Origin of the sequence: Amycolatopsis keratiniphila (genome assembly GCF_000400635.2) — a bacterium.
In the GTDB taxonomy this organism is placed as follows: Bacteria; Actinomycetota; Actinomycetes; order Mycobacteriales; family Pseudonocardiaceae; genus Amycolatopsis; species Amycolatopsis keratiniphila.
This window is the reverse complement of sequence record NC_021252.1, coordinates 8634315-8657834: the sequence shown is the minus strand read 5'-3', so window position 1 is coordinate 8657834 and position 23520 is coordinate 8634315. Positions and strand designations below refer to the sequence as shown.

Sequence of the window (23520 nt, the reverse complement as noted above, 5' to 3'; positions counted from 1 at the left end):
TGAGAGGTCGAGGGAAAGGTGCCAGCGATGGCCGGTAGGGATCAGTGAACTGGGGCGCGCGCCAGACGTCCGCGCGATCGGGCCGGCGCGTGGAACACCTCAATGTTCTGCGCGTGCGGCGTCTTTTTCCTGCCACCGATCCGGGTCACGGCTGAGGTTCCGGAACCAGCTCAGCGCGAGCGGGACGGTCAGCACCAATCCCGCAAGCCCGAAGACGCCCACGGTCGACTGAGGTCCCACCTGGTCCGCCAGGATGCCGCCGATCAGCGGACTCACGCCCATCGTCGTGGTCAACCCGGTGTTCGACAGTCCCATGACCTGTGCCCGGCTCTCGTCCGGCACGGCCAGCGTCAGCGACGCGGTCGCCTGCATCAGCGCCACCGTGCCGAAGCCGCCGCAGAACACGAACAACACGATCGACGACAGCGGTCCCGGCTGCAGGAAGCACAGCAGCAGCGGGAGCGCGGTCAGCGCCGAAAGCGGCCCGATCAGTTTCGGTCTGACGTGCGCCGGCACCCAGCGTGAATAGATGAACGCCCCGATCACGCTGCCGATCGGATCGGCGGCCAGCAGCAGGCCGATGATCTCGGGGCCACCGCCCGACGAGGCGACGTAGGGCGCCGCGATGCCCTCGTACACCGGCAGCAGGCCCATCAGCCAGGTGAACAGCAGCAACGCGCGCAGCCCGGAGCTGGCGAAGACGATCTTGCCGCCCGAGCCGATCGACGCGAAGAACGACTTGCGCTTCTCTCCGGACGCCGCGGCGGGACGCGACTTCAGCCCGAACCGGACGAACAGCGCCGAGATCACGAAGGTGACCGCGTCCAGCGCGAGGGCGAGATGGGGTTCGAGCGCGGTCAGCAGGAGACCGCCGCCGGCGAATCCCGCCAGCTGTGCCGATTGGACGGTCATGCTGCGGATCGCCATGCCGACGACGAACCGGTCGCCTTCGAGGATCTGTGGCAGCAGGGCCAGCTGGGCCGCCTTGAACGGCGGGTTCAGCAGCGAGACGCCGCCGACGAGCACGCACAGGACCCAGAACGGCAGAACCGGCACCGCGACCAGCGCGATCAGCAAGGCCCGAAGCAGGTCGACGACCACCATCACGGTCCGCCGGGGGAACCGGTCCGCGAAGCCGGTGAGGAAGATGCCGCCGAGCAGCGACGGGGCGTAGGTCAGCGCGTAGGTGAGGCCGGTCAGGGTCGCGGAGCGGGTTTCGGTGAAGACGAGGACGGAGAGGGCGACCCTGGCGAGTTGATCACCGAAGATCGAAAACAGCTCGGCGAACCAGAGCGAACGGAACTCGGCTACACCGAACACCTCTCGGTAAGTGACCCGTCCGGCCGAAGCCATGTTGCCCCCAATAGGGTCCTTATTACGCGAGAAACTCGTGACCGAGAGTAACGCGGTCACGAGCTAGTCACGAAGCGTCATTCGTTCACGTAAGTGTCTCCTGACTGTTGGTGATTGGCTAGGTTCTTTCGCCGGGTTTCTGGAGTTGGAGATCTTTTTCGTGGATGACCGGCCGCCCGAGAAGATGTCCCGGTGACCGGCAAGGCGGTTCAGACCAGCACTTTTGGGTCGTTCCGGGCTTTTCGCCGGGAAAAGGCGGCCAGAACGGCGTCACCCGGGGCGGGGATGCCGCATCGCGACGGCGGTCCGCGCGCGGCCCCGCGCCGCCTGGGGCCGAACGGGTTTCGACTCCGCTCCGCGACGGCCGAAGCGATTTGGGGCGGCCGCCGTAGTGCGCCGAATGGATGACCGGACCGCCATCCGGTGGAGTGAACGGCTCAGCCGTCGACGGCGAGCACCTCGCGCGCCGAAGCCGCGTCGCGTTTGGCGACCTCTTCGCGCACGATCGGGATGACGTGACGGCCGAAGTCGATCGTGTCGCCGAGCATGTCGTAGCCGCGGGCGGAAAGGATGTCGACGCCGAGGTCGTAGTAGTCGAGCAGGGCCTGCGCGACGGTTTCGGGCGTGCCGACCAGGGCGTTGGAGTTGCCCGCGCCGCCGGTCGCGGCCGCCGTCGGGGTCCACAGCGCCCGGTCGAACCGTTCGCCCTCGGCGGCGACCGCGAGGAGCCGCTGCGAGCCGGTGTTCTCCGGATTCGTGAGCGAATGCCGCCGGGTCAGCTGCTTGCCTCCGCTCGTCCGGGACTTGATCGCGTCGACCGTGCGATGAGCCTTCTCCCAGGCGAGTTCCTCGGTCGGCGCGATGATCGGGCGGAACGCGACCTGGATGCGCGGGACGTCGGACCGCCCAGCGGCCTTCGCGGCGGCCTTGACGGACTCGATCTGCTCGGCCGTTTGCGCGAGGGGCTCGCCCCAGAGGCAGAAGATGTCCGCTTCGGCCCCGCCCGCCGCGTACGCCGCCGGAGACGAGCCACCGAACGAGACGCCAGGCCGTGGCTGCTGGACAGGCCGGACGTCGAGGACGAAGTCGGCGAAGCGGTAGTGCTCGCCTTCGTGGTCGAAGGGCTCTTCGGACGTCCAAGCCCGCTTCACGATCTGGATGTACTCGCGCGTGCGTGAGTAGCGCTCGTCCTTCGTGAGGTAGTCGCCTTCGCGCTGCTGCTCGTGATCGCTGCCGCCGGTGATGAAGTGGACCGTGAGCCTCCCGTCCGAGAGCTGGTCCAGCGTGGCGAACGTCTTCGCCGCGAAGGTCGGGTACGACACGTTCGGCCGGTGCGCCAGCAGGATCTGGAGCTTGTCGAGCTTCGACGCGACGTATGCCGCCGCCTGCGCCGGGTCCGGACCGCTGGAGCCGTACGCGAACAGCACCCGGTCCCAGCCGAATTCCTCGTGTGCCCGCGCGAGGCGCAGTGTGTAGTCCTTGTCGAAGACGCCGCCCGACCGCGGATGTGTCTCCGAACCGTCGTTGGTGCCTCCGATACCCAGGAATTCGACCGGCATCGTCCGTCCCTCTCGTCCGTGTCCCCCTGTTTCGACGAGTACGCGCCGGTTCCTCGCCGTGGCAACGGGTTCCGCTCCTTGAGAACCCGCACACGGCCAGGAATCCCGGCGTAGCTTCGGCTTCGTGAGTACCGCAGACCTTCCCTACGTGCTCGCGGTGGTCGGCGCCGGTCCACGTGGGGTGGGCGTGCTCGAACGGCTCGGCGCCAACGCCGCCGAGCTCCTCGGCGGGCGGCGGCTGGTGGTGCATCTCGTCGATCCCTTTCCCGCCGGGGCGGGCCGGGTCTGGCGTTATGAACAGTCACCGTTGCTGCGGATGAACTCCATGCCCGAAGACGTCACCGTGTTCACCGACGACACCGTCGAGATCGACGGGCCGATTCGCCCCGGGCCTTCGCTCATCGAGTGGGCGCGGCTGGTTCGCGAGGGCGCGCTCGACGCGGAAGTCGACGAAAGCCTGCGTGCCGAACTCGAGGCGCTGCAAAGCGATCACTTCCCGACGCGACGGTTGCAGAGCGCGTATCTCGCCTGGTTCCACCGCGAGGTACGCGCCGGGCTCCCGGCCGGGATCGAGGTCGTCGAGCACCGGACCCGCGCGGTGCGGCTGGAAGACGGCGACCCGCAGTCGCTCTGGCTGGAGGACCGGGCGGAACCCCTCGCCGTGGACGCGGTGCTGTTCACCGTCGGGCACCTCGACGCCGAACCGGACGAACGCGAAACCGGGCTCGCCGATTTCGCCGCCCGGCACGACCTCGCGTACTACCCGGCCGGCTACACCGCCGACGTCGACTACTCGGCGATCGGACCGGGGGAAACCGTGCTGGTACGCGGATTCGGCCTCGCGTTCGTCGATCTGATGCTGCTGCTGACCGAAGGCCGCGGCGGCCGGTTCGAAGAGCAGGCGTGCGGCGGGCTGAAGTACCACCCCAGCGGTGCCGAACCGGTGTTGCACGTCGGTTCGCGTCGCGGCGTGCCGTACCACTCGAAGATCGGCTACCGGCTGCGCGGGAAACCCTTGCGGTTACCCAAGTTCTTCGACGCCTACGCGATCGGCAAGCTCTGCGAGGTGCCCGGCCCGATCGACTTCCGCCGTGACGTATGGCCGCTGATCTCGAAGGAGATCGCGTGGGCCTACTACAGCGAACTGTTCACCGCGCACCCCGAGCGGGTGCGGATGGATTTCGCCGTCTTCGCCGACGCTTTCGCGGACACCGCGCCCGGCGAGCTCGACGCGCTGGTGGCGCGGGCGGTTCCGGCGCCGGACGATCGGCTGGATCTCGGCAAGCTCGACAGGCCGATGGCCGGTGCCGAATTCGGCACCGCCGAGGAGTACGGCAAGGAGCTGCGTGAGTACGTCGAAGCGGACTTGAGCCGCCGGGCGGACGTTGAGTACAGCGCGGATCTGGGTGCCTTCATGGCGCTGCTTTCCGTGATGGGGCAGCTTCCGGCGCTGGTGCAGACCGGACGGCTCGACGCGGTGTCGCGACTGTCCGATTTGGACGGTTGGTTCCTCGGGTTCTTCTCCTACTTCGCCAGCGGGCCGCCGCCGCGACGGCTCGAAGAACTGCTCGCGCTCCAGGAAGCGGGACTGGTGCATTTCTTGGGCGCCGAAATGCGCGTGTCGGCCGATGAGGAACGGCGGACCTTCGTCGCCTCGGGTGCGAGCTTCCCCGGTGAGACCGAGGCGCGGACCCTTGTCGAGGCACGGCTTCCGGAGCCGAGCGTCACGAGAGCGTCCGATGTCCTTTTGCGACAGTTGAGGGACAACGGCGCGCTCGGCGAGGAAGCCGTCCTCGACCCGGTCACCGGCGAGAGGCTGCTCGCCGGCCGTATCCACACCCGCGTCTCCGACGGCCGGATACTCGACGGCGAGGGCCGCCCGCATCCGCGCCGGTTCGCGCTCGGGCCGCATACGTCGGCGCGGTCGGCCGGGGCGTTCACCCGGCCGCGGACCAACGCGCTCCCGTTCCGGCAGAACGACGTCGTGGCGCGAGAGATCCTGAAACTGGTCACCTAACGCGCGGCGAACTCCTCCAGCCGCCGGACGACCTCCGACGGCGCGGGCATGGCGGCGATCTCGTGCCGGGCCCTCGCCGCCACCTCGCGCACGCGGGCGTCGTCGAGGAGGGTCTTGGCCCGCTCCTCGACGGCGTCCGCGGTCACCTCGTCCCCGGTCAGCGCCCGCCCGGCGTTGGCGGTCTCCAGCGCTTCCGCGTTGACGAACTGGTCCGCGCCCTGCGGCAGCACCAGCTGCGGCAGACCGGCCGAAAGCGCGCCGAGCACGGTCCCGGTGCCGCCGTGGTGCACCACCAGATCCGCACGCGGAAGGACTTCGGACTGCGGCACGAAGCCGGTGACGTGGACGTTCGACGGCAGATCGCCGAACTCGCCGGGGTCACCCGGGCCGCGCGCGACCAGGACGTCCACCGGCAGCCGCGCGAGGCCGTCGATCGCGGCGCGCAGCACGCCGGTGGCACCGAAGGCGACGGTGCCGAGCGTCAGGTACACGAGCGGCCGGTCGCGTCCGTCGAGCCACGACGGCACCGTGCCCGGTTCGTTCCACGGCACCGGCCGGAGCCGGAAGACCGTCGGCAGCGAGCTCGCCACCGGGTCGCGGACGACATCCGGCCACACGTCGATCCCGGCGTCGCCCAGCATGAGGTCGGCAGGCGGGTTGCCGTCCCACAGCGGCGCGAACCGGTGCGCGGCGGCGGCCATCAGCTCGGCGGGCATCGACCGCCCGATCACGTGGGACACCACCGGGATCCCGGCCCGGCGGGCGGCGGCCGCCGCGCCGGCGTCGCTCATCTCGTAGACGACCAGATCCGGCCGGAGCGTGGGGAGCAGCGGGGTCAGGTCGGCGATCGTCGCCTGCGGCAGGATGTCGGCGAAGGCGGTGAAGATGGCCTCGAGCGCGTCCCCTTCGGCCTGGTCGACGGCGTCCTGGATCGAGATCCCGACCTCGTGCGCGTCGAAACCGAGCCCGCGGACCTTGTCCAGGAAGGCCGCTCCGGTCCCGAAGACCACTTCGTGTCCGGCGTCGCGGGCGGCGATCGCCAAGGGCATCAACGGGTACAGGTGGCCGTAGGCGGGGCGGCACGTGAAGAGGATGCGCACCTCCTCGAAGGTACTAGCTTTCCCAGACGCGCGAGGGCAGTTCTTTACGCACGATCGGGATGACGTCGGCGGCGAAGAGCTCCAGGACGTCCCGCGCCTCCCCGGCCTCCAGCCCGTCGACCGACACCGCCTGCACCTCGTGCCCGAACGACGCGTGGTAGTCGCCGATCTTGTCGATCACCTGCTCAGGGCTTCCGACAAGGGCGGAACCTCCGGTGATCTTGTCCTCCAACGTGGTGAACTCCGACTTGTTGTGCTGATACGCGGGTGTCTTCATCAGCGCTTCGAAGTACGGCCGGTACCCGTCCAGCGCCTCCTGCGACGTCTTGGCGACATAGAGCCCGCCCGAGCCGGAACCGACGAGCGCGTCCGCCGGATCGTGGCCGTACTCCACCCAGCGCCGCCGGTAGTGGTCGATCAGGTCCGCGTACTTCTTCTTGGGGTGGAAACCGTTCGCGGTGAACAGCGGATCGCCGAACTTCGCCGCCAGCTCGGTCGATTCGGTACTCGACGCGCTCCCGTGCCAGATCCGCGGCCGGGCGTGGAACGGGCGTGGTTGCGTCGTGACGTCGGTCAGCGGCGTGCGGAACTCGCCCTCCCACGTCACGCACTCCTCCAGGAACAGGCGGCGCAGCAGGGCGAACTTCTCCGCCTGGTACTCCCATTGCCGGTCTTCTTCGAGGCCGAACAGCGGGAAGTGCCGCGGATCGTTGCCCTTCCCGATCATGAGTTCCAGCCGGCCGCCGGAAAGCTGGTCGAGCGTCGCGTAGTCCTCGGCGACTCGGACCGGGTCGAGCACGCTGATCACGGTCAAGGTGGTCAGCAGCCGGACACGTTTCGTGCGTTCCGCGACCGCCGCGAGGATCACCGGCGGCGCCGAGGAAAGGAACGGCTCGCCGTGCCGCTCGCCGACGCCGTACGCGTCGAAGCCCAGCTCCTCGGCGAAGATCGCCTCGTCGACGACCCGGCGCAGGCGTTCGTGCTGGGTCGCGGTCGCGCCGGTCACCGGGTCGGGATGGTTGGCGACCAGGGAGAAGAGCCCGAACTTCATCGTGTCTCCAAGGGTTTCCGGCCGGGGATGGCGGCGAGCAGCTCCCGGGTGTAGTCCGCGCTCGGCCGTTCGAGGACGTCCTGAGCGGGGCCGAGTTCGACGAGCTCGCCGCCGCGCAGCACGCCGACGGTGTCCGCGATCTGCCGGACCACGGCGAGGTCGTGCGAGATGAACAGGTACGTCAGGCCGAGCTCGTCCTGCAGGCCGGCGAGCAACCGCAGGATCTGCGCCTGCACCGAGACGTCCAGCGCGGACACGGGTTCGTCGGCGACGATCAGCTCCGGGCGCAGGGCGAGCGCCCGCGCGATGGCCGCGCGTTGCCGCTGGCCGCCGGACAGTTCGGCGGGTTTGCGCTTCAGCACCGAAGACGGCAGGGCGACCTGGTCGACCAGCTCGGCCGCCCGCGCCCGGCGTTCCGCCTTCGTTCCGACGCCGAACGCGCGCAGCGGCTCGGAGATGACGTCCTCGATGGTGAACTTGGGATTCAGCGACGCGTACGGGTTCTGGTACACCAGCTGGAACCGGCGCCGCAGCCGCCGTAGCTCCTCGCCGCGCAGCGCGGTGATGTCCTCGCCGTCGAACTCGACGACGCCGTCGGTCGGCGTCTCCAGCCGCAGGATCATCCGCGCGGTGGTCGACTTGCCCGAACCGGATTCGCCGACCAGCGCGAGTGTCCGGCCGCGGGCGATGTCGAACGAAACACCGTCGACGGCACGGACGGTCCCGAAGGTCTTGCCGAGGCCACGGACCGACACCAGGACGTCGGACGATGGCGGTTTCGGCTCCCGCAACGGGGTATCGGACAGACTCGGCGCGGCGGCGAGCAGATCCCGCGTGTACATCTCCGAGGGCGCGGCGAGGATCTCTCCGGTCGAGCCTTCCTCGACGACGCTTCCCTGGGACAGTACGACGATCCGCGACGCGCGATCCGAGGCGACACCGAGGTCGTGGGTGATCAGCAGGACGGCGGTGCCCGCTTCGGCGGCGAGTTCTTCGAGGTGGTCGAGGATCTGCCGCTGCACGGTGACGTCGAGCGCGCTGGTCGGCTCGTCGGCGATGATCAATTTCGGCCGTCCGGCGAGTGCTGCCGCGATCAGCGCGCGCTGCCGGAGCCCGCCGGACAGCTCGTGCGGATACTGCCGCGCCCGCGTCTCCGGATCGGCGATCCCGGCCTTGCGCAGCAGCTTCACCGCCTCCGTACCGGCGGTGCGTTTGTCGGCGAGACCGTGGATCAGCAGCACTTCCGCGACCTGATCACCGATCCGGTGCACGGGATTGAGCGACACCGTCGGATCCTGCGGGACCAGCGCGATCTCGCGGCCCCGCACCGAACGCCAAGCACGGTCGGAGAGTTTCGTGAGGTCACTGCCGTCGAAGGTGATCTCGCCGCGGTCGATCCGCCCGCCGCGCGGCAGCAGCCCGATCGCCGCGTGCGCCGTCGTGCTCTTGCCGGAGCCGGACTCGCCCACCACCGCGACGATCTGTCCCTTGTGGACGGAAAGCGAGACGCCGTCCACGACAGGTACGGATTTGTAGGAAACCGCGAGATCGCGGATGGTCAGCAGTTCGCTCACCGCACGTCTCCTTCGATCGCTCTGGACAGCCGGTTCGCGGACAGCACCACGGCCGCGACGGTGAGCCCGGGGAAGGTGGTCATCCACCAGGCGGTGGCGAGGAAGCCGCGGCCGCCCGCCACCAGCGAGCCCCATTCGGGGGTCGGCGGGGTGGCGCCGTAGCCGAGGAAGCTCAGCGCGGACACCTCCAGCACCGCCGTGCCGAAGGTGAGCGTCGCCAGCGCGAGCACCGGGCCGAGCGCGTTGGGCAGCACGTGCCGTCCGAGCACGCCGGTCCAGCGCACCCCGCTCGCGCGGGCGGCCTCGACGAACACGCCACTGCGGACACGCAGCACTTCGGCCCGCATCAGCCGGGCGAACTGCGCGAGGTTCGCGACGCCGACCGCGATCGCGACATTGGTCGTCCCGAAGCCGAGTGCGGTGACCAGCGCCAGTGACAGGAGGATCGACGGGATCGCCAGCAGGACGTCGACGCAGCGCATGATCGCCGAATCGAGGGCGCCGCCGCGGAACCCGGCGAGCAGGCCGAGCGCGGAACCGGCGACGAGCGCGACGACGACGGCGATCACGGTCGCCTGCAACGAAAGCGCGGAGCCGTGGACCACCCGCGCGAAGATGTCACGCCCGGTCTCGTCGGTGCCGAAGAGATGGCCGAGCGACGGGCCCTGCATCTTCTCGGCGGGCACGCCGGCGAGCGGGTCCTGTCCGGTGAACAGGCCGGGGGCGACCGCCGACAGCAGGGCGAAGGCCAGGACGGCGATCGCGAGGATCAGGCCAGGCTTCCGCCCGGTGCGCACGAGAACGTCAGGCATCGGCCGTCTCCCGGTGTCGGATCCGCGGGTCGAGCAGGGGATAGACGAGATCGACGAGCAGGTTGATCACCACGAACACCAGCGCCGCGAGCACGATGACCGCCTGCACCACCGGGATGTCCTGCGCGGTGACCGCCGACGACGTCACGCGGCCGAGGCCGTCGCGGGAGAACACCGTCTCGGTGATCACCGAACCCGCGATCAGGTTCCCGGCGACCACGCCGGCGATGGTGAGCGTGGGCACCGCCGCGTTGCGCAGCAAATGTCCGAAGTGGACTCTTGATCGGCTCGCACCTTTCGCCAGCGCGATCTCGGCATAGGGCTCGGCGAGCTGCGTGCGGAGGCTCTTCGCCAGCACCTGACCGATGATCGCGCCGGTGGGGATGGCGAGTGTGATCGCGGGCAGGATCAGCGACTCGAAGCCGTTCGAACCGAGCGCGGGCAGCAACCTGAGCTGGAAGGAGAAGAACTGGATCAGCAGCAGCCCGACCCAGAACGGCGGCAGCGAGATCCCCAGCGGCGGCAACGCGAGCAGGAGGTTGCCCAGCCAGCGGTGTCGCGTGAGGGTGCCGGCGAACGCGATCCCGCCGCCGAACAGGATCGCGAGTACCAAGGCGAAGCCGGTCACGGCGAGCGTCGGCGGCAGGGCGGAGACGACCATGTTCGTGGCGTCGTCCCCGGTGGCGATCGAGCGGCCGAAGTCGCCTTGCAAAGCCGCGAGCAGCCGCTTTCCGTACTGCAGCGGCAACGGGTCGTCGAGTCCATACTCGGCCTTCGCGGCGGCGAGTTGTTCCGGCGTCACCGAAAGACCGGCCTCACCCCCGCCGAGCTTCGCGCTGACCGCGTCACCCGGCAGGAGGTAGAGGATCACGAACGACACGGTGAAGGCGGCCCACAGCACGAAAACCGCCTGCAGGATCCGCCGCAGCAGATACCGCGTCACGAGCCGGACACCCAGGCGTCGAACAGCTGAAGCCGCGACGACGCCTCGAAGCCGATGCCGTGCGCGTTCGGTCCGTGCGCCAGCACCTGGGTCAGCTCGAACACCGGCGCCGAGTAACCGTGCTCGATGATCGCGCGCTGTGCCTCCTCGGCCGCGGGCTTCCGTTTCGCCGGGTCCACAGTGGACGACTGCGCGTCGAGCGGCGCGTCGACCGGATTGCCCGCGGACAGCTTGCTGCGGTTGTTCGCCTTGGTGGAGAACAGGTTGCGCAGGATGTCCGGATCGGCGCGGGTGGTGTTGTACCAGAGGTACTCGTAGTTCCCGCTCTGCGTGATCTGCACGCTCTCGGCCGTCGTGCGCTGTTCGATCTGAAGGTCGAAGCCGATCTTGCGCAACTGCTGCTGCACGAGTTCGAGCACGCTCTTGTTCTGGTTGAACACCAGGGAGAAGACGACCTTCGCGGTCAGCCGCTGCCCGTTCTTGGTGCGGATCCCGTCCGGTCCGGGGAGCCAGCCCGCGCTCTCCAGCAGCGCCGTGGCGCCGGCCGGATCGTAGGCGAGCAGCGGGGAGAGGTCGGTGTGGAACGGTGTCGCCGAGCCGAGAATGCTGGTGGCCGGCTTGTAGTTCGGGGTCAGCACGGTGTTCGTGACCTCGGGCCGGTTGATGCCCTTGACCACCGCCTGGCGGACCTTCTCGTCGGTGAGCACACCCTTGGTGACGTTGGCATGCAGGTTGAACACGACGCCGGGGTTCGGGCGGGTGGGCTCGGTGAAGCCGTTGCCGGTGAACTGCGGTTCGTCGACCGGCTGGACGTCGGTGATGGCGTCGAGCTGCCCGGAAGCGAGACTTCCGGTGCGCACCCCGGGTTCCGGCACGATCTTGTAGGCGATCTTGTCGAGATACGCCTCGCCCTGGTGCTTGAACAGCGACGAGCCCCAGTTGTAACCCTTGCGTTTCGCCAGGACGATATCCTGGTTCTGTTTCAGGCTCTCGAAAACGAACGGGCCGGAGCCGATCAGCCCGTCGCCCTGGCAGCGCTGGTCGGCGGTCTTCTTGTACGCGGCGGGCGCGAGGACGCCGAGCGACATCGTCGAGCTGGCCTGCAAGAACTGGGCGCTGGGCACGGAGAACTCGATCTTCACCGTCTTCGGATCGACGACCGTCGTTCCCTTGTAGACGGCCAGATAGCCCGAGCCGAGCTGCGATTTCGGGCCGAGCGCCTTGATCGCGTCGAAGCTCGTCTTGACCGCCGCGGCGTCGACCGGGCTGCCGTCGGAGAAGGTCGCACCGTCGCGCAGATGGAAGGTGAACGCGGTCGAATCCGCGTTGCTCTCCCATTTTTCGGCCAGCCACGGTTTGATCTCGCCGGTCGCCGGGTCTTGATCGGTCAGCGAATCGACCAGCTGGCGGCCGACGTTGAGCGAAGCGTTGGTGCCGACCTGTTGCGGGTCGATGCAGTCCGGGCTCGACGAGATCCCGAGTCGCAGTGTGCCACCGGGTTTGGGCGGCCCGGCGTCGGCGCCCGTCGCGCCACCCGCGGAAGAACAAGCGGTGACGACGAGGGCGGTGAGCGCGAGTAAGGAAGTGGCGGCGGTACGGGACACCGGGTGGCCTCCAGCGGGGAACGGGGGGCGCTTTCTCTTGCGCCTACCCGAATCACGCTAATCACGGCCTTGAGGCCCGCCCATATGCTGAGCCCGGCTCCCAGTCCGCGAAACGTCCCACCTTTCCGCTTGACAGCGCGGATCGCGCGTGAAGGCCCCCTTCCCTCGGCTCAGCCGAGGGAAGGGGGCCTTCACGGGAAAACCGGTCTAGCAGCGGTTGAGCATGTCCGTCAGCGCGGTCTTCTCCGCCGACTTGACGCTCAGCTTGTACTTGTACTTCACCGTGGTCCACATCTTCGCGTAGGTGCACCAGTAGCCGACGGTCGGCGGCTTCCACGCGTCCGGCGACTTGTCGCCCTTCTCCTGGTTGACGTTGTCGGTGACGGCGATCAGCTGCGGCGAGCTGAGGTCGTTCGCGAACGCCTGCCGCTGCGCGGTGGTCCACGAAGACGCACCGGTGCGCCAGGCGGCGGCAAGCGGGACGACGTGGTCGATGTCCACATCGGACGCCGCGCTCCAGGTGGCGCCGTCGTACGGGCTGAACCAGCTGCCGGAGACGGCGGCGCAGCTGCTGTCCTGCTGAACGTTCGTACCGTCCCGCTTCAGCACGACCTCACGGGTGTTGCAGCTGTTGCCCTGGTCGGACCAGTGCGGGAACTTGTCGCGGCTGTACCCGGTCGACGAACCGTCCGGCTTGACGGTCAGCGAGGCGAGCTGGCTCTTGGCGGTGTCCGCCGACGGGATGCCCGGGGGTGTCGCTTCGGCGACACCCACCACGCCCGCGGAGACGATCGCCGAGACGGCGAGAACGGTGAAGGAGCGACGAACAGCAAGCGCAGTTGGCATATTGCTGCCTCCGTGTCAGGTTTGGGGACCTGGTCACCATGCGGCACGGATATGACCCACGCAACACCATCGGATGACACTCTGCTGGCTATTCGTGAACGGAGGGTGTCACGAGCAGGTAGGACAGGGTGTCCGTCACCGAAAAATCTTCGGAAAGTCCAGCTGAAGGTTCTGAGCCGAACGGCCTAATCCAGCCCGCGGACCAGCCGGAGATCCTCCGTGTGCCGGTACCAGGTCCATCGGCTCATGGCCCGCGGATGGGCGACGCCGTCGCTGCTCGGCCGCGTCGGGATGCAGCCGAGCTGGAACGCCCGCGCGTACTGCGTCGAAGGCCGCTTGAACAGCGTCCCCTTGGTGACCCGGACCATCAGCCCGGGGCCGCTCGTGTCCGGCTCGACCTCGATCGAGCGCGCGGGCCCGCGCAGGACGGTGTGCTCGTCGCAGTAGGCCACCCCGCGGATCATCCCGATCACCCCGCGGCCGACCAGCACCCCGCCGGTGTCGTCGCGGATCAGCGGCACCGGGTCGACCTCGCCGCGCAACGCGAGCGAGAGGGCGCGCAGCGGCTGCGTCGGGAGGCTCCAGATGCGGGCGACGTCGGAGTCCGGCGAGGAAGGCACGAAGCCGAGCGACACGCCCGAGAGCTGTTCTTTTCGTAACAGCCGCAGCGCGACCGCCGCGAGGTCGGCATCGGTGCCCGCGACCACGAGATGATCGTGTTCCCCCAGCAAGGGGTCGATATCCGCCTTGCCGGGGCGGCTCGGGACGTGCACCATTTCGACGTCGTCGATCTCCGGGAGTGTGGGCTCGCCCGCCGGACAGACCACCACTATTCCGCGCACCCGAAGGCCCTCCGTTACGCTCATGCACCGGCATTTACCAGCGCCAAACCACAAGTCGCCGAACACCTGGAGTGTCACATGCCGGCCATCGTGCTGATCGGGGCCCAATGGGGGGACGAGGGCAAGGGCAAGGCCACCGACCTGCTCGGCGACCGCGTCCAGTGGATCGTGCGTTACCAAGGCGGTAACAACGCGGGCCACACCGTAGTCCTTCCCGACGGGCAGAACTTCGCCCTCCACCTCATCCCGTCCGGGATCCTCACGCCGGGCGTCACCAACGTCATCGGCAACGGCGTCGTCATCGACCCGGGCGTGCTGCTCGACGAACTCGCCGGGCTGGAAGAACGCGACGTCGACACCAGCAAGCTGCTGATCTCCGCCGACGCGCACTTGATCATGCCGTACCACGTGGCGATCGATAAGGTCACCGAGCGTTACCTCGGCAGCCGCAAGATCGGCACCACCGGCCGCGGCATCGGCCCCTGCTACCAGGACAAGATCGCCCGCGTCGGCGTCCGCGTGCAGGACCTGCTCGACGAGAAGATCTTCCGGCAGAAGGTCGAGTCGGCACTGGAGTTCAAGAACCAGGTGCTGGTCAAGGTCTACAACCGCAAGGCGCTGGACGCGAACCAGGTCGCCGACGAGGTGCTGGCCGCCGGCGAGAAGTTCGCGCACCGCATCGCCGACACGCGCCTTCAGCTCAACCAGGCCCTCGAACGCGGCGAGACCGTGCTGCTCGAAGGCTCGCAGGGCACGCTGCTCGACGTCGACCACGGGACCTACCCGTTCGTGACGTCGTCGAACCCGACCTCCGGCGGCGCGAGCGCGGGTTCGGGCATCGGCCCCGGCAAGATCGACACCGTGCTGGGCATCCTCAAGGCCTACACCACCCGCGTCGGCTCCGGCCCGTTCCCGACCGAGCTGGACGACGAGTCCGGCGAGTACCTGCGCAAGCAGGGTGGCGAGTTCGGCGTCACCACCGGCCGCTCGCGGCGCACCGGCTGGTTCGACGCGGTCATCGCGCGCTACGCGGTGCGGGTCAACGGCATCACCGACTACTTCCTCACCAAGCTGGACGTGCTGTCCGGGCTGGAGAAGGTGCCGGTGTGCGTCGGCTACGAGGTCGACGGATTCCGCACGTACGACATGCCGATGACGCAGACCGACGTCCACCACGCGCTGCCGATCTACGAAGAGCTGCCGGGCTGGTTCGAGGACATCTCGGGCTGCCGCACCTTCGAAGAGCTGCCGGCGAACGCGCGGGCCTACGTCGAGCGGCTCGAAGAGCTCTCGGGCGCGCGGATCTCGGCGATCGGCGTCGGTCCGGGCCGGGAGCAGACGATCGTGCGGCACGAGTTCGTCTGACCCCCTTCGCGTGCTAGGAAAGGTCCTTTCATTGCAAAATTTGCAATGAAAGGACCTTTCCTAGCGTCTCAAGCGAGCGAAGTCTTCACCGGCGTCGGGTTCCGGAACAGGTCCAGCACCGGGCAGTGCTCGTCCACCTGCCGCTTCAGATCCTCGTAGACCTCCGCCCCGGCGGGCCCGCTCAGCTCGACCGAAACGCGCACATCCCCGAAGCCCGGCCGTGTCCCCGAGAACCCGAAGAACCCGTGAAGGTCGATGTCGCCGTCCACGGTCACCTGCACGCCTTCGAGCGGTACACCGAGCTTCGCCGCCCAGAACTGGTATGTGATCACCTGGCACGAGCCCAGCGCGGCGAGCGCGTACTCGACCGGGTTCGCCGCGGTGTCGGTGCCGCCGAGCGCGGCGGGCTCGTCGACGGCGAACGAGTGGTCGCGCACCCGCACGTCCACCCGGGTCGCGGTGCCGGGGGTCAGCGCGTTGGCGACGCTGAACGAGACGGCGGCGTTGCGCGGGTCGGCGTCGACGGCGGTCTTGGTTCCTTCGATGACATCGGTCAGCGACATCGGGTCTCTCCAGGATCGAGGTGTCGGACGCCGCCCAGGGTGGGCCAACACCGGGATCCGCGCGCATGATCCCAACTGGTGAACGGCGAAATACTCTTTCGACAGCGCCGTTGGCGTTGAACATGACCATCGGAGTGGCACTCCCGTCCGGGGACACCGCGGACGCCGTCAACATCGTCGACGAACTCATCACGCAGACCCGGCAGGCCGCCGACGCGGGCCTGACGTCGGTCTGGTTCTCGCAGCAGATGGAGCACGACGCGATCACCGTCGCCGCCCTCGCGGGCCGCGCCGTCCCGGGAATCACCGTCGGGACGAGTGTCGTCCCTATCTACCCACGGCATCCCCTGCTGATCACCGGTCTCGCGCAGACGGCGCAGGCCGCCACCGAGGGCCGCTTCGTGCTCGGCCTGGGGACCGGTGCGAAGAACTGGCTCGAACCGGCGTACGGCATCGAGTACCCGTCGCCGATCAAACACCTTCGCGAGTACCTCACGATCCTCCGTCAGGTGCTCAGTGGCGGCGAAGTCGACTTCCATGGCGAGACGGTCCGGGCGCATGCCAAGGGGTTCGCGGCCTCGCTTTCCGTCGCGGGGTCTTCGGGCATCCCGGTGATCGTCGCCGCGATGGGACGGCAGGCGCTGCGCGTCACCGGCGAGCTCGCCGACGGCACGATCCCGTTCCTCGCCGGGCCCAAGGCGCTTTCCGGGCTGATCGTCCCCGAGATCACCAAGGCCGCCGCCGGTCGTCCGGCGCCGCGGATCATCGCGATGGCCCCGGTCGTCGTGACCGACGATCCCGACGCCGTGCGGGCCACCGTCGACCGGCAGTACGCGTTCTTCCGCGACATCCCGTCCTACCGCGCGATCTTCGACGCCCAGGGCGTGGATTCCGCCGGTGAGCTGGTGATCGCGGGGGACGAGGAGACCGTCGCCGCCGAGATCCAGCGGTACTTCGACGCCGGGGCGACCGAGGTCGTCGCGACACAGAGCGGCATCCGGAACAGCGAAGAGCGGCTTCGCACCTGGCAGGTTCTCGGGGAGCTCGTGAAGCGCTGACGCCCGTGTCATGAAAGGGCCGTTCAGGACATTCATCGTCCTGAACGGCCCTTTCATGACATTCAGGGGCCCAGTGGCCTTGCTCACAGCGTTCGGATTGTGCATACTCGTGCGCATAGCGAACACAGCTGGAGGTCTCCATGTCCCCTGCCGCGGCCCGTTCGTGGGTGGTCCCACTCGCCTGGACGGCGGTACTGCTCGACGGATTCGACCTGGTCGTCCTGGGCACGGTGCTGCCCGCGCTGCTCCGTGACCACGTCTGGGGCCTGACACCGGGCACGGCGTCGGTGATCTCGACGTTCGGCCTGATCGGCATGACGATCGGTGCGCTGGCGATCGGCACGATCACCGACCTCATCGGCCGCCGCAAGACGCTGATCATCGCGGTCACCGCCTTCTCGGCGTTCACCGCGCTGTGCGCGATCTCGCCGTCGGCGTTCGTCTTCGGTCTGCTGCGCTTCCTTGCCGGCCTGGGCCTCGGCGGCTGTCTGCCGACGGCGATCGCGCTGGTCACCGAGTACGCCCGCAAGGGAAAAGGCGGCAGCGCGACCACCACGGTGATGACCGGCTATCACGTGGGCGCGGTGCTCACCGCCCTGCTCGGCATCTGGCTGATCCAGCCGCTCGGCTGGCGCGCGATGTTCATCGCGGGCGCGCTCCCCGCGCTCGTGCTGGTGCCGTTGATGATCAAGTACCTGCCGGAGTCCGAGACCTTCGAGCGGGCACGGGAGACGCAGGAGAAGTCGGCGACGGAGGTGGTCGGCGGGCTGTTCCGCGGCGGGCTCCTGCGCGCCACCATCGCGTTCTGGGTGACGTCGTTCATGGGCCTGCTGCTGGTCTACGGGCTCAACACCTGGCTGCCGGAGATCATGCGGCAGGCCGGGTACCCGCTGGGCGCGGCGCTCGGGCTGCTGCTCACGCTGAACCTCGGCGGTGTCGTCGGCCTGCTCGTCGCGGGCCGGGTGGCGGACAAGGTCGGCGTCCGGCCGGCGGTGATCTTCTGGTTCCTCGGGGCGGCCGTGTTCCTCGCCCTGCTGAGCGTGAAGCTGCCCGCCGTCGGCTTGTACGTGGCCGTGTTCCTCACCGGCGGTTTCGTGTTCAGCGCGCAGGTTCTCGTGTACGCGTACATCGGCAAGACGTACCCGGACGTCATGCGCGCCACCGGCATCGGCTGGGCGGCGGGAGTCGGCCGTGTCGGCGCGATCTGCGGTCCGATCCTCGGCGGCGCGCTGCTGAGCGCCGGGATCGCGTACCCGTGGGGTTTCTACGCCTTCGCCGGAGTGGGGGCGTTGGGAGCGGCCGCGGTGACCGGAGTCCGCGCGGGCCGCTCCCGGGAGAACGTCGCCGCTAGCCCAGCTCCTTGAGTTCCTTTTCCACGGCGGCGAGTTCCTCCTCGGAACCCTGCACCTTCGGACCCGTGAACCACTTGCGTGCCGAGGCGAACCACCACACCGCCGCACCACCGAGTACGACGAGGAAGGCGATGGGCGTGTAGTTGAAACTGTCGATGGTGACCGGTGATCCCTGCGGGAGCATGAACAGCACGAAGATGAAGCACACCCACACGGTCGCGATGGTCCCGACGAGCTTGCCCCAGCGGCCGAGGTTCCACGGTCCTGGTTCGAAGTCGTCGCCCTTGCGCACCCGCAGGAACACCGGGATCACGTAGGCCACGTAGAGACCGACGACGGCGATCGAGGTCACCGCCGCGTAGGCGGTCGCGCTCCACAAGTACGGCAGGGCGAGCAGGAGCGCGCCACCCGCGGCCAGCCACACCGCGTTGGTTGGTGTCTGGGTGCGCTTGTTGATGCGGTGCCAGAACTTCGAACCCGGGATCGCGCCGTCGCGGGCGAAGGCGTAGATCATCCGCGAGTTCGCGGTCACCGACGCCATCCCGCAGAACAACTGAGCGCCGATGCAGATCAGCAGGAGGAACTTGCCGGTCGTCGCGCCGGTCGCGTCGATGAAGATCTGCGCGGGCGGCACCCCGGTCTCGGAGCCCACGGCGCCGTCGTAGTCCTGGATGGCGAAGGTGAGGCCGATCAGCAGGATCCACCCGGCGACCAAGGAGACGAGGATCGAGTTGATGATGCCGCGCGGCCCGGCCTTCGCCGCGTTTTTGGTCTCCTCGGTCATATGCGCCGAGGCGTCGTAGCCGGTCAGTGTGTACTGCGCGACGAGAAGTCCCAGTAAGAAGACGTAGACCGGTGAAGCCCAGCCGGTCTTGTTCACGAACTCGCCGAAGACGAAGGACGCGTCCTGATGCTTGGCGGGCACGACGATCAGCACCCCGACGATGACCAGCACGCCCACCAGATGCCACCACACGCTGATGCTGTTCAGCAGCGCCACGATCTTGACGCCGAAGGTGTTCAGCAGGCCGTGGATCACCAGGATGATCGCCAGCAGCAGGATCGTGTTGCCCGGCGTCGCCTCGAAGCCGAACTGCAGGTCGAGGAAGGCGTTGAGGAACAACGCCGCACCGAAGTCGATCCCCGCCGTGACGGCGATCTGCCCGATGAGGTTGAACCAACCGGTGAACCACGACCAGGCCGCGCCGTTACGCGGGGCGAGCTTCGCGGCCCAGTAGTAGAGGCCGCCCGCGGTCGGGTAGCTGGAGCAGACCTCGGCCATGCCCAGCCCGACCAGGATGACGAACAGGCCGACCAGCGGCCAGCCCCAGATCATCGCGGCGGGTCCGCCGGTCTTCATGCCGAACCCGTAGAGGGTCAGGCAGCCGGAGAGGATCGAGATGATCGTGAAGGAGACGGCGAAGTTGGAGAAGGTCGACATCGTGCGCCGGAGTTCCTGCGCGTAGCCGAGTTGGTGGAGCCGGGCACTGTCTTCGTCGGCGGGTTCTGCGGCCTGCTTGTCAGAGACATCCATCGGGCACCCACTTAAAAGGTATGCGGACAGACCATTGAGATCCGCCGAAATTAGGCCCGCCGACCTGCGCATGTCAAGGTCCCGTCAAGAAACCCGTCCCCAGATGTCAGGAAAGGGTCATTCAGGACGAAGAACGTCCTGAACGACCCTTTCCTGACACTCACCGTCGGCAGCGCGCGAGCAAAGAGGCCTTGATGCCGCCGATCGGTCCAGGTGGTCGTGAGTGGCGATTCGGGTTAGAACCCGAATCGCCACTCACGACCGCGAGGACTCAGCGCCCCTGGAACGCCTTCACAGCCTCCAGCGCCGTGTCCGGGTGGTCGGCGAAGTACCCGTCGACACCCGCCTTCAGGAACGCCTCCTGCTCGGCGAACGCGTTGCCGTACTCGGCGGGGTTCGCCGACGAACGCAGGTTCTGCGGCAGGAAGTTGTTCTCGTTGCGGAACGTGTACGGCCCGACCTTCAGCCCGGCCTGGTGCGCGTCGGCGACGAGCTTGGTCGGCTGCCCCAGCGCACCGTTCACCACGGGGATGACCTGCGCCTTCTCCGGGCCCAGGTAGTCCGCGTACTTCGAGATCTCCTTCAGGCCCGCCGGTGTCACGAGGTCGGCGTACGTCCGCGGGTCGCCCTTCGCGATGAAGTCGGCCGGAGCGCCGGACGCCGACGTCAGCTGCAGCAGCGGCACCCGCACCTGACGCGAGAGCTCGATCAGGTTCGACACCTCGAACGACTGGATGATCACCGGCGCCTTCGGGTGGTTGAGCCCGTTGCGCTTGATCAGCTCGACCAGTTTCGGCTCGGTCGGGTTCTTGATCGACGCGAAGTAGGTCGAGTGCTTGATCTCCGGGTACGTCCCCAGCTCGCGGCGCAGTTCGCGGCCGAGGCGGCGCGTCAGATCGAGCACCTCCTGGTAGGTGGCGATCTGGTAGCGGCCGTCGTAGATCTTGTTGTTCGGCCGCAGCTGCGGGATCCGCTCGGTCGCGCGCAGGGTCTTCAGCTCGGCGAGCGTGAAGTCCTCGGTGAACCAGCCGGTGAACGACGTGCCGTCGATGACCTTCGTCGTCTTCCGGTTCGCGAATTCGGGGTGCTTCGCGACGTCGGTGGTCCCGCCGATCTCGTTCTCGTGCCGGGCGACGAGCTGGCCGTCCTTGGTCGGCACCAGGTCGACGTCGACCCAGTCGACGCCCTGACGGTAGGCGAGCTCATACGAGGCGAGCGTGTGCTCCGGGCGGTAGCCGGGGGCGCCGCGGTGTCCGACGATCACCGGCCCATCGTGGCCCTTGGCCGACGCCGACACATCCCGGGCACCCGGCTCGGCGGCGCCGGCCAACCCGGTGACGCTGAGTACGGCGAGTCCGGACAGGGCGAGCACGCCCAGGCGCTTTCGCATGGTGGATGACCTCTTTCGCTTGAACTCGGGGTACCGCGCAACCCTTGACGCAGGAGGCGTCCGGCCGGCGAAGACGGACCGGCGGAGGCCTGACCGCCGGGTGAACGCCGGATGGAACCACCCGCTCGAGGACGGCGACGTCTCTGTAGCTCACCGGCCCGGTTACCCTGTGCGTCGTGCGCGTACTGGTAATCGGGTCCGGCGCCCGTGAGCATGCACTCGTCCTCGCGGTCGCGGAAGACCCTTCCGTCACCGCACTGGCCTGTGCCCCGGGCAACGCCGGCACCTCTTCGGTGGCCGAGCAGCTCGGCGTCGACGCGGCCGACCCCGAATCGGTCTCCGCCCTCGCGAAGCAGTGGCAGGCGGATCTGGTGGTGGTCGGCCCCGAGGTCCCGCTGGTGGCGGGCGTCGCCGACGCGGTCCGGAAGGCGGGCATCGCCTGCTTCGGTCCCTCCGCCTCCGCGGCCAGGATCGAGGGCTCGAAGGCCTTCGCGAAGGACGTCATGGCGGCCGCGAAGGTGCCGACGGCGCACTGCGAGGTCGTCGACAACCCGGCCCGCCTCGATGCCGCGCTCGGCCGGTTCGGCCCCACCTGGGTGGTCAAGGACGACGGTCTCGCCGCGGGCAAGGGCGTCGTGGTCACCAAGGACATCGACGTCGCGCGCAAGCACGCCCTGATGCTGCTCGACGGCGGGCACCCGGTGCTCCTGGAGTCGTTCCTCGACGGCCCGGAGGCCTCTCTCTTCTGCTTCGTCGACGGCCGCACGGTCGTCCCGCTGCTGCCCGCGCAGGACTTCAAGCGCGTCGGCGACGGCGACGCCGGCCCGAACACCGGCGGCATGGGAGCGTACGCGCCGTTGCCGTGGGCGCCGAAGGACCTGGTCGACGACGTCGTCGCCCGCATCGTCCAGCCCGTGGTCGACGAACTCGACAAGCGTGGCGCCACCTTCTCCGGCCTGCTCTACGCCGGTCTCGCGCTGACTTCCGAAGGCCCGCAGGTCATCGAGTTCAACTGCCGGTTCGGCGACCCGGAGACCCAGGTCGTCCTGGCGCTGCTGCGCAGCCCGCTCGGCAAGGTCCTGCACGCGACGGCGACCGGCAAGCTCGCCGAGCTGCCGCCGCTGGAGTGGGATTCCGGCGCGGCGGTCACCGTCGTGCTGGCCGCGGACGGCTACCCCGGCAAGCCGAGGACCGGCGACGTCATCACCGGCGGCGAGCTCGAAGGCGTGCTCCACGCGGGCACCCGCCGCCGCGACGACGGTGCCGTGGTCTCCTCCGGCGGCCGTGTGCTCTCGGTCGTCGGCACCGGCAAGAACCTGAAGGCGGCCCGCAAGGACGCCTACGCGACGGTCGAGAAGGTCCACCTGGCCGGCTCCCACCACCGCACCGACATCGCCCTCCTCGCCGCCAAGGGAGAGATCGCCACCCCGGTCTCGTGAATTCCGGACGGAACCTTCCCGGTACCTGGTGCGTCTAACCCGGTATTTCCGGCAAAGCTTAGGCAGCCGATACATCCGCGTTGGTAGCCTCAGGCAGGACGAACGGTCACCGTGCGCAGTGTCCAAGGGGTGGGGAATGGCAGCATCGGGCAAGGTCCAGGACCTCACGTCGGCGGTCCCGACGCCACCGTCGGTGGCCGACATCAGAGTCGATCCGTCGAAGCTGCTCGAAGTGGCGAAGATCGTCGAAGAGCAGGTCGACGCGTTGCAGGACAAGCTCATGACGCGGCTCGACCAGCTGCGGATCGACACTCCGGCCAACGACACGGTGAGCGTGCACGCGACCGACGTGTGGAACTCGCTCGTGGCCGACGGCGACCAGTCGTATGCCGCGCAGGTCCGGGCGTACGTGGCCGGTTTGCGCGGCCTGGTCAACCAGCTCCGCACGGCGGCCAAGGAGTACAAGACCAGTGATGCGGACAAGGCCGCCGCGTTCGGGGACCGTGGTGTTCACCGGGCGTAGCTCCCGTGTGCTGGTGTCCGGCGGCGTGCTCACCCTCGCATTGGCCGGATGTACCACGGACACGGGCGGGCAGGCCTACCCCGACAAACCCGCGCTGGCTTCGGCCACGCAGGGTGCCAAGGCGTCCGCGCTGCCGGCCAGGCCCGCCGAGCTGAACCTCCAGGGTGCCGATCCGTGTGCCCTGCTCGCCGATCCGCAGCTCGACCGGCTCAAGATCAACAGCAAACCGCGCGCGGCCGCGGAACCGATCGACGGGCCGACCTGTGTCTTCGACGCGGACGCGGAGCAGCCCTTCCACAGCTATTACGTCCGCACGATCGCCGCGGACGTCGAAGAATGGTTCACCGGCAAGCGCCGGAAGAACAGCATGACGACGGAACCGACGCAGGTCGGCGGGTTCCCCGCCATCAGGAACCACCGTGACGCAGGCACGCCGGGTGATTGCGAAACGCTCGTCGGCGTCGCCAAGGGGCAGACGCTGGCGGTGCGGACCGTCGTCGTCACCGCCGGCGGGCTGACCATGCCGCAGCTGTGCGAGAAGTCCGCACTGGCGGCCGATTTGGCTTTGCAGACCTTGAAAGCACGCAACTAGGGA

20 protein-coding genes are annotated in these 23520 nt (G+C 68.6%); 7 read left to right on the top strand and 13 right to left on the bottom strand.

What is annotated here, in order from left to right:
- Positions 1-99: 99 nt before the first annotated feature.
- A complete protein-coding gene (locus tag AORI_RS80250) occupies positions 100-1353 on the bottom strand; it encodes an MFS transporter (RefSeq protein ID WP_016338090.1) in 1254 nt (417 codons plus the stop codon).
- A gap of 437 nt (positions 1354-1790) precedes the next feature.
- A complete protein-coding gene (locus AORI_RS80245) occupies positions 1791-2912 on the bottom strand; it encodes an LLM class flavin-dependent oxidoreductase (protein WP_016338089.1) in 1122 nt (373 codons plus the stop codon).
- Between the two features lie 124 nt (positions 2913-3036).
- Here AORI_RS80245 and AORI_RS80240 point away from each other — a divergent pair, with 124 nt between their 5' ends.
- A complete protein-coding gene (locus AORI_RS80240) occupies positions 3037-4929 on the top strand; it encodes an FAD/NAD(P)-binding protein (protein WP_043848460.1) in 1893 nt (630 codons plus the stop codon).
- Here the strand turns inward: AORI_RS80240 and AORI_RS80235 are convergent.
- The 8 genes from AORI_RS80235 to AORI_RS80200 all read right to left on the bottom strand — a co-directional run bounded on the left by AORI_RS80235 (position 4926) and on the right by AORI_RS80200 (position 13725).
- Entirely contained in the window at positions 4926-6029 is a 1104-nt protein-coding gene (locus tag AORI_RS80235; RefSeq protein ID WP_016338087.1) for a glycosyltransferase, read from the bottom strand. The genes AORI_RS80240 and AORI_RS80235 overlap by 4 nt on opposite strands.
- A gap of 13 nt (positions 6030-6042) precedes the next feature.
- On the bottom strand, positions 6043-7080 hold the full coding sequence (locus AORI_RS80230) for an LLM class flavin-dependent oxidoreductase (protein ID WP_016338086.1): 1038 nt from the start codon (positions 7078-7080) through the stop codon (positions 6043-6045).
- On the bottom strand, positions 7077-8654 hold the full coding sequence (locus tag AORI_RS80225; RefSeq protein WP_016338085.1) for a dipeptide ABC transporter ATP-binding protein: 1578 nt from the start codon (positions 8652-8654) through the stop codon (positions 7077-7079). The genes AORI_RS80230 and AORI_RS80225 overlap by 4 nt, the downstream gene beginning before the upstream one ends.
- On the bottom strand, positions 8651-9466 hold the full coding sequence (locus AORI_RS80220; RefSeq protein ID WP_016338084.1) for an ABC transporter permease: 816 nt from the start codon (positions 9464-9466) through the stop codon (positions 8651-8653). The genes AORI_RS80225 and AORI_RS80220 overlap by 4 nt, the downstream gene beginning before the upstream one ends.
- Positions 9459-10409: an ABC transporter permease gene (locus AORI_RS80215; RefSeq protein WP_016338083.1), complete on the bottom strand. Its 951-nt coding sequence runs from the start codon at positions 10407-10409 to the stop codon at positions 9459-9461. The genes AORI_RS80220 and AORI_RS80215 overlap by 8 nt, the downstream gene beginning before the upstream one ends.
- Entirely contained in the window at positions 10406-12013 is a 1608-nt protein-coding gene (locus tag AORI_RS80210; RefSeq protein ID WP_016338082.1) for an ABC transporter substrate-binding protein, read from the bottom strand. Before AORI_RS80210 ends, AORI_RS80215 begins: the two co-directional genes overlap by 4 nt.
- Before the next feature lie 207 nt (positions 12014-12220).
- Positions 12221-12859 carry a GmrSD restriction endonuclease domain-containing protein gene (locus AORI_RS80205; RefSeq protein WP_016338081.1) on the bottom strand — a complete coding sequence of 213 codons (639 nt, stop codon included), beginning with the start codon at positions 12857-12859 and terminating at the stop codon, positions 12221-12223.
- Positions 12860-13044: 185 nt separating this feature from the next.
- Positions 13045-13725 (bottom strand): hypothetical protein, encoded by a 681-nt coding sequence (locus tag AORI_RS80200; RefSeq protein WP_369797380.1) that lies wholly within the window; start codon positions 13723-13725, stop codon positions 13045-13047.
- Positions 13726-13779: 54 nt separating this feature from the next.
- On the opposite strand from AORI_RS80200, the gene AORI_RS80195 reads away from it, so the two are divergent.
- Entirely contained in the window at positions 13780-15066 is a 1287-nt protein-coding gene (locus AORI_RS80195) for an adenylosuccinate synthase (protein ID WP_016338079.1), read from the top strand.
- Between the two features lie 68 nt (positions 15067-15134).
- Here AORI_RS80195 and AORI_RS80190 read toward each other — a convergent pair whose 3' ends face one another.
- Positions 15135-15629, bottom strand: coding sequence for an OsmC family protein (locus tag AORI_RS80190; protein WP_016338078.1), 495 nt, complete (start codon positions 15627-15629; stop codon positions 15135-15137).
- Between the two features lie 122 nt (positions 15630-15751).
- Here AORI_RS80190 and AORI_RS80185 point away from each other — a divergent pair, with 122 nt between their 5' ends.
- Positions 15752-16687 carry an LLM class F420-dependent oxidoreductase gene (locus AORI_RS80185; protein ID WP_016338077.1) on the top strand — a complete coding sequence of 312 codons (936 nt, stop codon included), beginning with the start codon at positions 15752-15754 and terminating at the stop codon, positions 16685-16687.
- A gap of 140 nt (positions 16688-16827) precedes the next feature.
- Positions 16828-18051, top strand: coding sequence for an MFS transporter (locus tag AORI_RS80180; RefSeq protein ID WP_016338076.1), 1224 nt, complete (start codon positions 16828-16830; stop codon positions 18049-18051).
- On the opposite strand, the gene AORI_RS80175 is transcribed toward AORI_RS80180, so the two are convergent.
- Both AORI_RS80175 and AORI_RS80170 read right to left on the bottom strand, forming a co-directional pair.
- Complete coding sequence (locus AORI_RS80175; protein WP_016338075.1) at positions 18035-19573, bottom strand: amino acid permease; 1539 nt, start codon at positions 19571-19573, stop codon at positions 18035-18037. The genes AORI_RS80180 and AORI_RS80175 overlap by 17 nt on opposite strands.
- 271 nt (positions 19574-19844) lie before the next feature.
- Positions 19845-20963, bottom strand: a complete 1119-nt coding sequence (locus AORI_RS80170; protein WP_016338074.1) for a glycerophosphodiester phosphodiesterase — start codon at positions 20961-20963, stop codon at positions 19845-19847.
- A gap of 176 nt (positions 20964-21139) precedes the next feature.
- Here AORI_RS80170 and purD point away from each other — a divergent pair, with 176 nt between their 5' ends.
- From purD to AORI_RS80155, 3 genes are all read left to right on the top strand, one after another.
- Positions 21140-22402, top strand: coding sequence for a phosphoribosylamine--glycine ligase (gene purD / locus AORI_RS80165; RefSeq protein ID WP_016338073.1), 1263 nt, complete (start codon positions 21140-21142; stop codon positions 22400-22402).
- Between the two features lie 136 nt (positions 22403-22538).
- Entirely contained in the window at positions 22539-22925 is a 387-nt protein-coding gene (locus tag AORI_RS80160; RefSeq protein ID WP_016338072.1) for a PE domain-containing protein, read from the top strand.
- Complete coding sequence (locus tag AORI_RS80155) at positions 22876-23517, top strand: DUF3558 domain-containing protein (RefSeq protein WP_338024035.1); 642 nt, start codon at positions 22876-22878, stop codon at positions 23515-23517. The genes AORI_RS80160 and AORI_RS80155 overlap by 50 nt, the downstream gene beginning before the upstream one ends.
- Positions 23518-23520: the final 3 nt, after the last annotated feature.